Source organism: Rhodoferax ferrireducens (assembly GCF_031458075.1).
GTDB lineage: Bacteria > Pseudomonadota > Gammaproteobacteria > Burkholderiales > Burkholderiaceae_C > Rhodoferax_B > Rhodoferax_B ferrireducens_A.
Genome location: NZ_JAVDXT010000005.1, coordinates 54026 through 67546 on the forward strand (window position 1 = coordinate 54026; position 13521 = coordinate 67546).

Sequence of the window (13521 nt, forward strand, 5' to 3'; positions counted from 1 at the left end):
GGCGATTTTTTATGGGCGAAGCCAAAGCATATCAAGTGGCAACCGCCGCGTAGATACGGGCTGCTCCGCCACGGTAGGCACTCGCCTTGGCGCCTCCCGAATAAGTTGCCAAGGACTGGGCCTGAGGCAATACCGTCAACAAGGTGCGATCCACCACTACCGCGCGCCGGATCAGGCTTTCGCGCTGCTGCGTCAGGGTCAGCGAAATCTTCGCCAGGCGCTTGCGCATGTTCTCATCCAAAGACTTCAAGCCCGTCGCAGCCGGCACCAAGCGCGCCATATCCATCATCGCCTGGCGCAACGAGGTACTGGCAGCTTGCAGCACCAGCGGCTCACCAGCAAGCAATGCGGCAGAGACATCATCCAGCAATTGCTCAACCGAGGACAAACTGGCTTCCAAGCCGGAGGAAGAAGGGTTAGCTGCCATATTTAAAGACCTCGCCCAAAAACCAACCCCATAAAGCTTATTTTTCCGTTACGTCCAGCATCTCCTGGGCATTGGCCAGTAATTTGTCGGCAATCGCCTCTGGATTGACGGAATAGGTGCCGCCCTTGATCGCTGCACGGATATCCGCGACCTTCTTGGCGTCGAAATCGGCTCCAACGCCCCGATCGGTCTGTTCCAGCGTACGTGCCAGCGTAGAAACGGACACCGAGGCCCCCGCCGAAGGGGTCGCACGCGCGCCCTTTTGCGCCAAGCTGGCGGGCGCAGCTTCCTTGTCCTGCTCGGTCTTTTTGACGTTTGCAGAACTGACTGCTACCGGCAACTCTAGCCCTTGTCCAATTTTCATCACACTCTCCAACAGCCTTGAAGTTAAGGCATCGTAGCAATGGTTTCGACCGATCTATCATTTTCTTTAGCCCAATTCCTGCGCAATGGCAAAAAGAAACTACTCTTTACATGTCGACACGGATGGTGCGTGCATCCTGCACCACACCGGACATCACCCGGCCGCTCTCCATCCGCACCCGGGCGGGCTGTCCCACCACCCCGGCGGTCATGGCCTGGCCGTCCGACGTCACCTGAAAACCCGGCCCCTGGGCCAAAACCCGGATCTGGGTTCCGGCCTGGAACACCTGGGGTGCCCTGACCATCGATTGGCGAATGGCCTGTCCGGCCACCCAGGAACGCGTAGCGACCTGGCCTATCCATTGCTCGGGCAGCGCCACCACCGGCGACGCATCCTCGGCCCAATCCACCTCCGCCTCCATGGCGTCATCGGGCATCAGCACCGCCCCTGCATTGATATTGCTCTTGGCCACCCATGCCGGACCAAAGGCCTTGACGGTGACCGGCAAGAACACGCTCCAGCGGGTAGCCCCATCCAGGCAGCGCAAACCCACACGGCTCCGCCCCCATAGACGGGTGCCCTGCGGCACAAAAGGCTCCACTTTGGCGCAAGGAGACAAGCGCAATCGGGCATCGAGCGCCCCCACGGCGACTTCCATGCGCAGCGCCATCCCATTCGGAGACGCCACCGGCGACACCTGGGTGACCGTGGACTCCAGCCACCGCTGACCGACCTGCACCACATCGGCCTCCACCTGCGCCACTGCACCGAAAGCCTGCGCGCACAACACCAGGCCCGTAGCCCCCACGCGGTAGCGCCACAACTTCGACAAAATTTGTAACATAAAAACTCCTTGCCTGAAGAGCACTGCGCAGCTAGCTGCGCCCAGACGCTCCATGACACAACAAACTATAGGCAGCACCCGCCTTGGCAAAGGGCCGAACTAACCACGAATCACCCGCTTCTTTAGCGGCTAAAAAGACTCAAGTTTTTCCATAATTTGCCCAACGCGAGAACCGGGATGGCACCGGCTGCCTCGCCAGAGATAACGCGAGGTGTCGCATGTTGGACAAAATGGTCGGTGGAATGGACTTCCAGAGCAAGGCATTGGTGCTACGCGCCGAGCGCCAGCGTGCCATCGCCAGCAATATCGCCAATGTGGACACTCCTGGCTACGTAGCCCGCGACTACAACTTCAAAGATGCAATGACGGCCGCAACGTCTGGCCAGAAGCTGATGGCCGGCGAGAAGACCAGCGCCCAGCACATGGATCTCCCCGGGCTGGATAGCAGCCTGAGCAACGCCCAGAAGCTGGGCTACAGCGTGCAAAGCCAGCCCAATATGGATAACAACACCGTTGACCTGGACCGTGAGCGGGCTAATTTTGTCGACAACTCCGTTCGCTACGAAGCCACCCTGCGCTTTATCAATGGCCAGGCCAAGACCATGCTCGCCGCCATTACCGGGCAGTAAGCCGCACCGTACCTAAAGGATCACCATGTCCATGTTCTCCATCTTCGGCGTCTCCGGCAGCGCCATCAGTGCCCAATCGCAGCGGCTCAACGTTGTGGCCAGCAACCTGGCCAACGTGGACGCCGTGGCCGGGCCGGACGGGCAAGCCTACAAAGCGCGCCAAGTCGTATTCCAGACCACCTTGATGGGCGCCGAGAGTTCGGCAGGGGTGCGGGTCAAAGAAGTCACCGAAAGCCAGCAACCTGGCCGCAAGGTGCTCGACCCCAACCATCCCTCTGCCGATGCGGAAGGCTATGTCACCCACTCCAACGTGAACGCAGTGGATGAAATGGTGAACATGATTTCGGCCTCCCGCTCGTACCAGAACAACGTGGAAGTCATGAACACCGCCAAATCCCTGCTGCTCAAGACGCTGCAGATGGGTCAATAATTTTTTCAGAAAGCCCGCCATGGATTACAGCGCCATCAATGCCGCAAGCAGCTCATTGGTTACATCGGCCAGCACCAAGAACGCCACCACATCGGAAGCCTCGCAAGACCGCTTCCTGAAACTGCTGGTCGCCCAGTTGAACAACCAGGATCCGATGAATCCTATGGACAACGCGCAGATGACCAGCCAGCTGGCGCAGATCAATACCGTGTCCGGCATCCAGACACTGAACGACACCATGACCAGCATGGCGTCACAAATCGCGGCCCTGCAGTCGCTGCAAGGCAGCACCACCATTGGCCACGAGGTGCTGACCGAAGGCTCCACCGTCAGCGTCACCGATGGCGTGGGCAAAGGTGCATTCGACCTGAGTGGCAACGCCGATACCGTCAAGGTGGAAGTCCGCAATGCCGCTGGCACCGTGCTCGGCACGGTAAACATGGGAGCGCTGGAATCCGGCCGCCAGTCATTCTCCTGGGACGCGTCGCAGTACGCCAATGCAGGCGAACTGAGCTTCAAGGTAGTGGCCACCAATGGCAGCACCGCCGTCACCAGCACGGCCCTGGAACGCAACAAGGTGGTGTCGGTCAGCAACGACAACAACGTCCTCAACCTGCAACTGCAGAACGGTGAATCGGTCGCATACAGCGCCGTCAAAGCCATTCTCTAAGCCCGCACACCCCTACCGCATTTTCAGGAGCACCCCATGAGCTTTCAACAAGGTCTGTCCGGTCTGAACGCCTCCAGCCAGAATCTGGACGTGATCGGCCACAACATCGCCAACGCGAACACCACAGGCATGAAGGCCTCGCGGGCCGAGTTTGCCGAGTTATACGCCTCCTCGCTGGGCAGCTCCGGCGGCATCAGCAACGGCATCGGCGTCGAGGTTTCCACCGTGTCGCAGCAGTTCACCCAGGGCAATATCAGCATTACCAACAACTCGCTGGACGTCGCCATCAACGGTAACGGCTTCTTCCAGATCGAGCTGCCCAATGGCAGCACCGCCTACAGCCGCGACGGTGCCTTCAAACTCAACGACGACGGAGAGATCATCACCAATAGCGGCGGCCACCTGATGGGCCTGACTGCCGCCGCGGATGGCAGCATTCCTACGGGCGGCGCCATCGGCCCCCTGCTCCTGCCTGCCGGTGGTGAAATTCCGGCCGAGGTCAGCACCAAGATCGACTTGACCTTCAACCTGGACACCGAAGCAGCCATTGCCACCGGTACCGCACCCAGCGCCCTGGTACCGCCGCTGGCCACCTACGGAACCTCGGCGCTGGCCTACAACGAGCAAGGCGTGGCGATTCCCGTCAGCATCTATTTCACCAAAACTGCGGTCAATACCTGGGACGTGTATACCAGCGTAGACGGAGCCACCCCCACCCTGGTGCCAACGCCTCTGACGTTTGGCACCAACGGCACGATCACCCCCGCCTCGTTCACCCTGGGGTCGATTGCGCTGCCCAGCGCCGCCACACCGCCACCGGCCGGCACGTTCTCGGTCGACATCAATATCGCCGACGCGACGCAGCAGGGCTCCAAGTTTTCTGTTACCAAAGCCAAGGGCGACGGGCAGGCACCTGGCACGCTGACTGCCATCAACATCGATGAGAGCGGCATCATCCAGGGCACGTACTCGAACGGCAAATCTCTCGCTGCCGGGCAGATCCAGCTCGCCAGCTTTACCAACGTACAGGGCCTGGCGCCGATTGGCGGCAATTACTGGCAGGCCACCGTGTCCAGCGGCGAGCCGTCGGTCAAGGGCGCCCCCGGCACCGGCAACCTGGGCGGCCTGCGCGCCGGTTCGCTGGAAGACTCCAACGTCGACCTGACCAAAGAGCTGGTCAACATGATGACCGCCCAGCGCGCCTACCAGGCCAACGCCCAGACCATCAAGACCCAGGACCAGGTGATGTCCACCCTGGTCAATCTGCGCTAAGCCCGCTGAGCGCAGCGCCCGCCTGAGAAAGCCCCGCCATGGACCACATCATTTACACCTCGATGACGGGAGCCAACACGGCTGCCAACCGGCAAGCCGTGCTGGCCAACAACCTGGCCAACGTCTCTACCGGCGGGTTCCGTGCCGAGCTGTCCACCTACCGCTCCGTGCCCCTGAACGGCCCCGGCGCCAGCACCCGCGTCTTTGCACTGGAAGCCACGGCCGGCCACTCGGAAACCCCGGGCCCGATACAGCGCACCGGCCGCAACCTGGATGCCATGGCCCAGGGCAACGCCTGGTTCACCGTGCAAGGCCTGGATGGCACAGAAGCCTACACCCGGGCCGGCTCTTTCGAAGTTTCGCCCAACAACACCCTGGTCACGCCCATGGGCCTGCCCGTGTTGTCCGACGGGGGCGCGCCCATCGATGTGCCGGCCAATTCTGAAATTACCTTCGGCAGCGATGGCACTATCAGCGCCAAGGTGGCGGGCCAGGCACCCACCAACCTGGGCCGGCTGAAGATGGTCACGCCCGATGTGGACAACCCCATCAAGCGCGGTGACGACGGCCTGTTCCGCGGCGCCACCGGCGACCCGCTACCCGCCGATGCCAACGCCAAGCTGCTCTCCGGCGCAGTAGAAGGCTCGAACGTCAATGCCGTGGAAACCATGGTCGGCATGATCCAGGTCGCCCGCCAGTTTGAAACCCAGATGCGCCTGCTGCAGACCGCAGAAACCAACGACAAATCTGCCAGCCAGTTGCTGAACGTACAGGGCTGATCGCCCGCAAAGTAAAGGAATCGCCATGATCAACTCCCTGTGGATCTCCAAGACGGGTATGGAAGCCCAGCAAACCCAGCTGGACGTGATCTCGCACAATCTGGCGAACGTCTCCACCACCGGTTACAAACGCGCCAATGCGGTGTTTGAAGACCTGATCTACCAAAACCTGCGCCAGGTCGGCGCCAACAGCACCGAACAAAACCAGCTGCCCACCGGCTTGCACCTGGGCCTGGGCGTGCGCACCGTAGCCACCACCCGCTCCTTCGCCCAGGGCAGCCTGCAATCGTCGGGCAATGCGCTCGACGTGGCGATCAATGGCAACGGCTTCTTCCAGATCAACCAGACCGACGGCACGATTGGCTACACCCGCGATGGCTCTTTCCAGGTGGACTCCCAAGGCCGTCTGGTCACCGCCGCCGGCCTGACGGTCGCCAGCGGCGTAACCATCCCAGTTACCGCCCAAAGTGTCACCATCAGCACCGACGGCTCGGTCACCGTGATGTTGCCGGGCAACAGCACACCCCAGCCCGCCGGCAATATTGCGCTGGCCAACTTCATCAACCCGGCCGGTCTGGAGCCCAAAGGCGGCAACCTGTACACCGAAACCCCGGCCTCTGGCCAACCGACCACCGGCACGCCCGGCGTCAGCGGCATGGGCGTGGTCAAGCAGGGCTTTGTAGAAACCTCCAACGTCAACGTGGTGCAGGAACTGGTCACCATGATCCAGACCCAGCGCGCGTATGAAATGAATTCCAAGGCCGTGCAGACCTCCGACCAGATGCTGCAAAAACTGGCCCAGCTCTAGGAACCAAGCCATGTACACCGCATCCCTTACTGCTGCTCTGCGCTGGTGTGCCGCCGTGGCGGCCATCGGCCTGCTCTGCACTGGCTGCGAAACCCTGCAGCCCGCACCCAAGGTGGATTTCGTTGAATCCACCCTGCCCCGGGCGCTCCCCCCAACCGCGGCGGCGACGACGGCACGCCCCACCGGCAGCCTGTTCACCTCGTCGGCCTACCGGCCGGTTTTCGAGGACCGGCGCCCACGCCTGGTGGGCGACAGCCTGACGATCCAGATCGTGGAAAACGTCAGTGCCAGCCAGAAATCCTCCAGCACCGTCAACCGATCGGCGGAAAACGAAGCCGGCATCACCGCCTTGCCATTCCTGAAAACGCCGCTGCTGAACAAGCTGTCGGTCGGCGCCAGCTCTAGCAGCGACTTCTCCGGCAAGGGCGGCACCGAAAGCGCCAACACCTTCTCCGGCGCAATTACCGTCACCGTGGTGGAGGTGCTCGCCAACGGCCACCTGGTCGTGGCTGGCGAGAAGCAGATTGGCGTGAACCAGAACGTCGACGTGCTGCGCTTCTCGGGCACCGTCGACCCCCGCGCCGTGCAACCCGGCAGCATCGTCAGCTCCACCCAGGTGGCAAATGCGCGTATAGAGTCCAAAGGGCGCGGCGCCCAGGGCGAAGCCCAAACAATAGGCTGGTTGTCCCGGTTCTTTTTGACCGTTCTCCCGTTCTAGCGCGCAGGAAAATAATGCTAAAGGTTGGACCAATTCGGTCGAACCATACGTAGAACGGGTTGTTCGCCATGCATTTTTTCCGCCACCTGCCGACACGCCGTGCCGTGACCTGGGTCTCGGCGCTGTGCATGGTGCTGGGCGTGCTGGCAGCCAGCCCCGCCCAGGCCTTGCGCATCAAGGAAGTCGCCGCCGTCCAGGGCGTGCGCAGCAACCAGTTGACCGGCTACGGCCTGGTGGTCGGCCTCGACGGCACGGGTGACCAGACCACCCAGATGCCCTACACCTCGCAAAGCCTGTCCAGCTACTTGCAGCAAATGGGCATCACCCTGCCGGCCAGCCTGGCGTCGTCGCTGCAGCTGAAAAACGTGGCAGCGGTCATCGTTACTGCCCAATTACCCGCATTCGCCCAACCCGGACAGACCATCGACGTGAACGTGGCCTCCATGGGCAACTCCAAGTCGCTCAAGGGCGGCATGCTCATCACGACCCCGCTGCGCGGCGCTGATGGCGAAATCTACGCCATGGCCCAGGGCAATATGGTGGTGGCCGGCGCCGGCGCTGCCGCCGGCGGCAGCAAGGTGCAGATCAACCACCTGAGTGCCGGTCGCATCCCTTCCGGCGCCCAGGTCGAACGCAGCGTGCCCACGCCGCTGCAAGAGGGCGACTACATCACCCTGGACCTGAACTCATCCGACTTCCAGACCGCCCGCCGGGTGGCTGCGGCCGTCAACAACAAGCTGGGCAGCGGCCTGGCGAACGCGATGGACGGCCGTACTGTCCGGGTGCGTGCGCCCAACGACCCGAATGCCCGCGTCAACTTTTTGGCCGACCTGGAAGAGCTGCCGCTCGAAGCCTCTTCGCCGGCCGCCAAGGTGGTGATCAACTCCCGCACCGGCTCCATCGTGCTGAACCAGGCCGTGACCCTCGGCCCCTGTGCGATTGCCCATGGCAATTTGTCCATCAGCATCAGCACCACGCCCTCGGTCAGCCAACCCAATCCCTTGTCGCAAGGGCAGACCGTGGTGACAGAAAAAAGCAATATCCAGATCAAGCAGGAACCCGGCATCCTGATCCAGGTTCCACCCGCACCCCAGCTGTCCGACGTGGTGCGCGCCTTGAACGCCCTGGGCGCGACCCCCCAGGATTTGCTGGCCATTCTGCAAGCCATCAAGGCCGCAGGTGCCCTCAACGCCGAGCTGGAGGTGATCTGACATGTCGTTATCGCTGAATCCACTGAACCAGGCCTCGCAAGTCTCTTCCAATGCGCTTGCGGCCGACGTCAAATCGCTGAATGCGCTGAAACAGCAGGCCGGCCAAGACAGCCCTGCCGCCATCAAGGAAACCGCCAAGCAGCTGGAATCGCTGTTCATGCGCGAGCTGATCAAGAGCATGCGCGAGGCCACCACCAAATCCGGCATGTTCGACAGCCCCCAGGGCGACCTGGGCACCGACCTGCTCGACCAGCAGCTGTCGGTCACCATGTCGGGCCGGCCCGGCGGTTTATCGGAAGCCATCGAACGCCAGCTGACGCGCCAGACCGTGCCCGCCGATGGCAGCACCCTGCAGCTGGGCACGCCGGCCAGCCGCCTATCCCCTGCACCGGTGACCGGGCCAGTGAGCCGCACCACCAGCCAAAGCGACTTTGTGCAACGCCACAACGGTACGGCCATGCAGGTTGAAAAAGACACCGGTTTGCCCGCCAGCTACTTGCTGGGCCAGGCAGGCCATGAAACCGGCTGGGGCCGCAAAGAGATTTTGAACAAAGACGGCAGCACCTCGTTCAACCTGTTCGGCATCAAGGCGGGCTCCAGCTGGACGGGCAAGACCACTACCATCACCACCACCGAGGTGATCAACGGCGAATCGCGCAAGGTCAGCGCCAAGTTCCGGGCTTACGACTCCTATGAAGAGTCGTTCAAGGACTACGCCAAGCTGATCAACGAAAGCCCGCGCTACGCCCAGGCCCGCCAGCAGACCGGCTCATCCCAGGCCTATGCAACCGAACTCAAGCGCGCCGGCTACGCCACCGACCCCGACTACGCCGCCAAGCTGACCCGGGCCATCAGTACCACCCAGCAGCTGCGCCGGGCCTACGCGTAACAGACCGCCATGAGCAATCTACTCAACGTCGGCACGCGGGCCCTGGTCGCCAACGAAGTCGCCCTGCAAACCATTGGCAACAATATTGCCAACGCCAACACCGTCGGCTACTCGCGCCAGACCACGGTGCTGCAGACCGTCGAAGGCCAGTTCAGCGGTGGCGGCTATATCGGCAAGGGCGTGGACATTGCCACCATCCAGCGCAACCACAACGAATACCTGACCCGTCAAGCCGCACTGTCCAAGTCGGTCTCGGCCTCCGACATCGCCCGTGCCAACAAGCTGCTGCAGCTGGAAGACATATTCACCGGTGGCAAGAACGGCCTGGGCGCTGCGGTCACCGACATGATGAACGCGTTTTCGGACGTGGCCAGTGCCCCGACCGACCTGACCGCGCGCACCGTGGTGCTGACCCGCGCCGACGAAGCCGCAGCCCGCTTCAACGATGCCGCTACCCAGCTCACCAACCTGCAGACTGGCCTGCGCACCGAACTCGAAAACTCCGTCGATGCGGTCAACACCCTGACCAGCAGCATCGCCGCCGTCAACCTGCAGCTGCAACAGGCCAGGGGTAACGGCCAGTCGCCCAACGACTTGCTGGACAAGCGCGATAACCTGATCAGCCAGCTCAACCAGTACATACAGACCACCTCCATCGATGCCGGAGACGGCACCGTCACGCTGTTTGCGGCCAGCAGCCAGCCCCTGGTGCTGGGCGTCAAATCCAATCCGCTGTCGGTGCAAACCGACCCGCAGGACAACACCAAGACCCAGGTTGCCATCAATTTCGGCAACCAGACGGCCGTGCTGTCCGAGGACATGCTGGGTGGCGGCGAGATCGCCGGCATGTTGAAGTTCCAGAACAAGGACCTGGCCGAGGGCGTGAACCTGCTGGGTCGCATGGCGGTCAGCATCACCACCGTGCTGAATGCGCAGCACCAGCTAGGCCTGGACCTGGACGGCAACGCCGGCGGCAACCTGTTCAGCCCGGTCAACATGCCCAACGGCGTGGGCGCCACCTTCAATACCGGTACAGGCACCATAGGCATCAGTGTCGACCCGGCCAATGTGGCCAAGCTGGCGGCGTCGGACTACACCGTCACTTACACCTCGGCCGTTGCCTTTACCGTGACGCGCAACTCCGACAACACCGTGGTCACGCCCGACCCGGTGACCGGCAGCTACGACGGCCTGTTGATCACGCCCGGCGGCACGCCCAACTCCGGCGACAGCTTCTTGCTCCGGCCCTACAGCAATGCAGCGGCCGACATCGGCATCGCATTTGCCTCGCCGCGCCAGTTGGCCGTGGCCAGCCCGGTACAGGCGGCCATGGGTACGACCAATACCGGCAGCCTGTCGGTGGCGAACTTGACGGCCAAATCGGTGCCGATTCCAGCTTCCGTGACCCTGACCTTCACCGGGGCCAACACCTATACCCGCTCGGATATTGCCGGCACCTTTACCTACAACCCTGGCACCGCCATTCCCTACGACGCGGCCAATACCGCGTCGGGCTGGTCGCTCACCATGTCGGGGGCTGCGCAGATCGGTGACACCATCACCCTCGGCCCCGCCAACACCAGCTACGCCAAACTCAACGCCGGCAATGCCGATGCGCTGATGGACCTGCGCGATCTGGCCTTGTTCGACGGTGCCAGCCTGGCCGACGGCTATGCCTCGCTGATGTCGCAAGTCGGTGTACGCGTGCAAAGCGTGCAGTACACCGCCGAAGTCTCCAAGTCGATTGCCGACAACCTGGAAACCTCGCGTACCGGCGTGTCCGGCGTGAATCTGGACGAAGAAGCCGCTAAGCTGCTGCAATACCAGCAGGCCTACCAGGCTTCGTCCAAGATGATCCAGATCGCCCAAACCATTTTTGACAGTCTGATGGCCAGCGTCGGCCGTTGACCGCCCGAACCGCCCCCCTTAGGAGCGCTTGATGAGCAATACCTTCACCCGCATGGGTACCGCCAACAGCTACGACAACGCGCTGCGCAACCTCACCTCGCGGCAGAACGCACTGTCGAGCCTGCAAGAAAACGTCACCTCCGGCAAGAAGATCCTGCGCGCCAGCGACGACCCCACAGGCGCCGGGGCGGCCGAACGCGCCACCACCCGTATCGAACGCATCAAGGTCGAGCAGCGCGCACTGGAAGTGCAAAAAAGCGCCATCACCCAGGCTGAATCCACCCTGGGCAGCGCCACCTCGCTGCTGCAGAGCTTCCGCGATCTGGTGGTGCAGGCCGGCAACGGCGCCAACAGCCCGACCGAACGCGAAACCATCGCCAAGCAGCTGGTCGGCATCCGCGACGAACTGCTGGAACTGGCGAACCGCAAGGACAGCAATGGCATGCCCTTGTTCAACGGCCTGGGCAGCACGGCCGCGCCGTTCGAAACCAGTGTCGACGGCACGCCGCCCGACCCCGACTACACCTACAACGGCCTGCCCGGCCAATCTGCCGCCAGCACCGTGGCCATACCGTTCACGCTGGACGGCCGTGCCACCTGGATGGACGTGCCAGAAAGCAATGGCGTGTTCAATGTCTCCCTGGGCGCAACCAACACCGGCCAGGCATTTGCCGACATTGGCCTGGTGACCGACGCCACCACCGCCGCCTTGCCCGCCAACGGCTACGACTACACCATCAGCTTCACCGCGCCGGTTGCTCCCGCCACCGGGGCCACCACATACGCGGTGACCAATAACACCACGGGCATCACCTCTGCGGCGCAAACCTACACCGCCGGCCAGAGCATCACCATGGGCGGCATCTCGGTGGTGGTCAAGGGCGTGCCCGCCAATGGCGACACCATGGAGGTCAACGCCAATGTCGCCGCCAGCCGGCCCAGCATTTTTGGCGTGCTCGACCGCGCCATTGCCGCCATGTATGCCAAAGACGCGGCCGGCAACACCACCACCACCGGCGCCAACAGCACCGACGCCAATTTCAACCACGAACAGGCGATATCGCTGGCCCAGATCGACACCAGCCTGGAGAAAATCAGCTCCAGCCGCGGCAAGGCCGGCGACCTGCTGACCCGCGCCGACCGCATCACCGACACCCAGTCCAAGAACACCATCCAGTCGGAATCCGACCGCTCGAATGCCGAAGACCTGGACATGATCGCCGCCATCGCCGACCAGAAAAACCAGCAAACCGCCTACCAGGCTGCGCTGCAGTCGTATGCCTCGATCCAGAAGCTGTCTTTGTTCAACTACATCGGGTAAGTTGGACTAAGCTAGCTGCTATGGCCCAAACCATTCTTGGCAGCGTGACCCTGGGCTACAGGCCCATCTGGAACCGCCACCGCGCGCTGGCGGCGGTCCAGCTGTGCATTACCGCCCCGCCCGATGCGGCACTGGACGCCGCCCACCTGCTGGCCATCCTGCAAGAGCAGGACAGCCCGCACAGCCCGCCGCTGCTGCTGTCCGTCACCTCCTCTCCGCAACTGCTGCGCGATCTGCTCGACCACGCGCCGCCCAGCCGCCACTGGATCGAAGTCCGCAACGACTGGATGCACAGCCATGCCATGCCCCAGCGCGTGCAGCGCGCCCACCGCCGCGGCCTGCGCCTGGTCTGGCGCGGCGAAGCCGAGCAGCGCCCCGACCCCGAGGTCGCCGCCTGCTTCTTCACCCAGGTACTGCGCCTGGGCCCGCAGGACGCGCTGGCCGCGCTGCAGGCCGCGGCCCGCCAACGCGCGGGCTCCAAGCAACCCGAACCCAGCCCGGTGCTGGCCGGCTGCATCTACGAAGGCGTGGCCAGCCGGCTGCTGATGGAACACTGCCTGGACCAGCGCAACGCCACTGGCCTGCTGGGCTGGCCCGACGAAGACATCCTGCATGCGCTGCAGCACAAGGCCACCGCGCCCGACCACCAGGCCATGCTGCAGCTGGTCCGGGCCATCGACGACGACCTGGCGGTCGAACGCATCGAAGCCTTGCTGGGCGAAGAGCCCATCCTCACCTACCGCTTCCTGGCCTATGCGAACTCGGCGGCCGTGGGCCTGCGCAACGGCATCGAGTCGCTGCGCCACGGCCTGATGATGCTGGGCTATACCGAGCTGCGCCGCTGGCTCAGCGCGCAGCTGGCCCAGTCTTCACGCGACGCCAATCTGCGGCCGGTCAAGGCCGCCATGGTGGTGCGGGCCCGGCTGATGGAGAACCTGATGGACGCCGGCGCCGAGCACGAGCTGGCCCGTGAAATCTACCTCTGCGGCCTGTTCTCGCAGATCGACGTACTGATGGGCGAGCCCCTGGGCAGCGCGCTGCACCGCGTGCCGCTGAGCAGCCGCATCTACAACGCCACGGTGCGCAACAGCGGCCCGTATGCGCCGCTGCTGGAGATCGCCAGCGCCATGGAATCGGACAACAACCACGCCGCCATGCGCCACCTATGCCATGAACACGGCATGGGCCTGGAAGAGGTGAACCGCGCGCTGCTACGCACCCTGGCCGCGCTGAAAGCCGACAAGTAAACCA

General features: G+C 63.3%; 15 protein-coding genes. 12 read left to right on the forward strand and 3 right to left on the reverse strand.

The genetic code is table 11. The features are described from left to right. Positions 1 to 31: 31 nt before the first annotated feature. From J2X19_RS21230 to flgA, 3 genes are all read right to left on the reverse strand, one after another. Complete coding sequence (locus tag J2X19_RS21230) at positions 32 to 427, reverse strand: hypothetical protein (RefSeq protein ID WP_310376306.1); 396 nt, start codon at positions 425 to 427, stop codon at positions 32 to 34. Positions 428 to 464: 37 nt separating this feature from the next. Continuing rightward, entirely contained in the window at positions 465 to 791 is a 327-nt protein-coding gene (flgM, locus tag J2X19_RS21235) for a flagellar biosynthesis anti-sigma factor FlgM (RefSeq protein WP_092762607.1), read from the reverse strand. Between the two features lie 106 nt (positions 792 to 897). Beyond that, positions 898 to 1635: a flagellar basal body P-ring formation chaperone FlgA gene (flgA, locus tag J2X19_RS21240; protein WP_310376308.1), complete on the reverse strand. Its 738-nt coding sequence runs from the start codon at positions 1633 to 1635 to the stop codon at positions 898 to 900. Positions 1636 to 1853: 218 nt separating this feature from the next. Between flgA and flgB the strand changes: the two genes are divergently transcribed. The 12 genes from flgB to J2X19_RS21300 all read left to right on the forward strand — a co-directional run bounded on the left by flgB (position 1854) and on the right by J2X19_RS21300 (position 13517). After that, on the forward strand, positions 1854 to 2264 hold the full coding sequence (gene flgB / locus J2X19_RS21245) for a flagellar basal body rod protein FlgB (RefSeq protein WP_092762611.1): 411 nt from the start codon (positions 1854 to 1856) through the stop codon (positions 2262 to 2264). 25 nt (positions 2265 to 2289) lie between these two features. After that, positions 2290 to 2694, forward strand: a complete 405-nt coding sequence (flgC, locus tag J2X19_RS21250) for a flagellar basal body rod protein FlgC (RefSeq protein ID WP_116606931.1) — start codon at positions 2290 to 2292, stop codon at positions 2692 to 2694. A 19-nt stretch (positions 2695 to 2713) separates the two neighbouring features. Beyond that, the gene (locus J2X19_RS21255) at positions 2714 to 3364 is read left to right on the forward strand and encodes a flagellar hook assembly protein FlgD (protein WP_116606930.1); all 651 of its coding nucleotides are present in this window, start codon (positions 2714 to 2716) and stop codon (positions 3362 to 3364) included. A gap of 36 nt (positions 3365 to 3400) precedes the next feature. Continuing rightward, positions 3401 to 4636: a flagellar hook protein FlgE gene (gene flgE, locus J2X19_RS21260; protein ID WP_310376313.1), complete on the forward strand. Its 1236-nt coding sequence runs from the start codon at positions 3401 to 3403 to the stop codon at positions 4634 to 4636. A 38-nt stretch (positions 4637 to 4674) separates the two neighbouring features. Next, positions 4675 to 5415, forward strand: coding sequence for a flagellar basal-body rod protein FlgF (flgF, locus tag J2X19_RS21265; protein ID WP_116606928.1), 741 nt, complete (start codon positions 4675 to 4677; stop codon positions 5413 to 5415). Positions 5416 to 5440: 25 nt separating this feature from the next. After that, the gene (gene flgG, locus J2X19_RS21270) at positions 5441 to 6223 is read left to right on the forward strand and encodes a flagellar basal-body rod protein FlgG (protein WP_092762622.1); all 783 of its coding nucleotides are present in this window, start codon (positions 5441 to 5443) and stop codon (positions 6221 to 6223) included. 10 nt (positions 6224 to 6233) lie between these two features. After that, entirely contained in the window at positions 6234 to 6941 is a 708-nt protein-coding gene (locus J2X19_RS21275) for a flagellar basal body L-ring protein FlgH (RefSeq protein WP_116606927.1), read from the forward strand. Positions 6942 to 7069: 128 nt separating this feature from the next. Beyond that, positions 7070 to 8152, forward strand: a complete 1083-nt coding sequence (locus J2X19_RS21280; protein ID WP_310376878.1) for a flagellar basal body P-ring protein FlgI — start codon at positions 7070 to 7072, stop codon at positions 8150 to 8152. 1 nt (position 8153) lies between these two features. Next, positions 8154 to 9041 carry a glucosaminidase domain-containing protein gene (locus tag J2X19_RS21285; protein WP_116606926.1) on the forward strand — a complete coding sequence of 296 codons (888 nt, stop codon included), beginning with the start codon at positions 8154 to 8156 and terminating at the stop codon, positions 9039 to 9041. Between the two features lie 9 nt (positions 9042 to 9050). Continuing rightward, positions 9051 to 10949, forward strand: coding sequence for a flagellar hook-associated protein FlgK (flgK, locus tag J2X19_RS21290; protein ID WP_310376317.1), 1899 nt, complete (start codon positions 9051 to 9053; stop codon positions 10947 to 10949). Between the two features lie 31 nt (positions 10950 to 10980). Beyond that, a complete protein-coding gene (gene flgL / locus J2X19_RS21295) occupies positions 10981 to 12270 on the forward strand; it encodes a flagellar hook-associated protein FlgL (protein ID WP_116606924.1) in 1290 nt (429 codons plus the stop codon). Positions 12271 to 12290: 20 nt separating this feature from the next. After that, complete coding sequence (locus tag J2X19_RS21300; RefSeq protein WP_116606923.1) at positions 12291 to 13517, forward strand: HDOD domain-containing protein; 1227 nt, start codon at positions 12291 to 12293, stop codon at positions 13515 to 13517. Positions 13518 to 13521 lie beyond the last annotated feature (4 nt).

Coding starts and splice junctions, on each gene's coding strand:
- J2X19_RS21275 (WP_116606927.1), top strand. CDS start 6,234: ATGTACACCGCATCCCTTACTGCTGCTCTGCGCTGGTGTGCCGCCGTG.
- flgF (WP_116606928.1), top strand. CDS start 4,675: ATGGACCACATCATTTACACCTCGATGACGGGAGCCAACACGGCTGCC.
- flgM (WP_092762607.1), bottom strand. CDS start 791: ATGAAAATTGGACAAGGGCTAGAGTTGCCGGTAGCAGTCAGTTCTGCA.
- J2X19_RS21230 (WP_310376306.1), bottom strand. CDS start 427: ATGGCAGCTAACCCTTCTTCCTCCGGCTTGGAAGCCAGTTTGTCCTCG.
- flgC (WP_116606931.1), top strand. CDS start 2,290: ATGTCCATGTTCTCCATCTTCGGCGTCTCCGGCAGCGCCATCAGTGCC.
- J2X19_RS21255 (WP_116606930.1), top strand. CDS start 2,714: ATGGATTACAGCGCCATCAATGCCGCAAGCAGCTCATTGGTTACATCG.
- flgA (WP_310376308.1), bottom strand. CDS start 1,635: ATGTTACAAATTTTGTCGAAGTTGTGGCGCTACCGCGTGGGGGCTACG.
- J2X19_RS21285 (WP_116606926.1), top strand. CDS start 8,154: ATGTCGTTATCGCTGAATCCACTGAACCAGGCCTCGCAAGTCTCTTCC.
- flgL (WP_116606924.1), top strand. CDS start 10,981: ATGAGCAATACCTTCACCCGCATGGGTACCGCCAACAGCTACGACAAC.
- J2X19_RS21280 (WP_310376878.1), top strand. CDS start 7,070: ATGGTGCTGGGCGTGCTGGCAGCCAGCCCCGCCCAGGCCTTGCGCATC.
- flgB (WP_092762611.1), top strand. CDS start 1,854: ATGTTGGACAAAATGGTCGGTGGAATGGACTTCCAGAGCAAGGCATTG.
- flgE (WP_310376313.1), top strand. CDS start 3,401: ATGAGCTTTCAACAAGGTCTGTCCGGTCTGAACGCCTCCAGCCAGAAT.
- J2X19_RS21300 (WP_116606923.1), top strand. CDS start 12,291: ATGGCCCAAACCATTCTTGGCAGCGTGACCCTGGGCTACAGGCCCATC.
- flgK (WP_310376317.1), top strand. CDS start 9,051: ATGAGCAATCTACTCAACGTCGGCACGCGGGCCCTGGTCGCCAACGAA.
- flgG (WP_092762622.1), top strand. CDS start 5,441: ATGATCAACTCCCTGTGGATCTCCAAGACGGGTATGGAAGCCCAGCAA.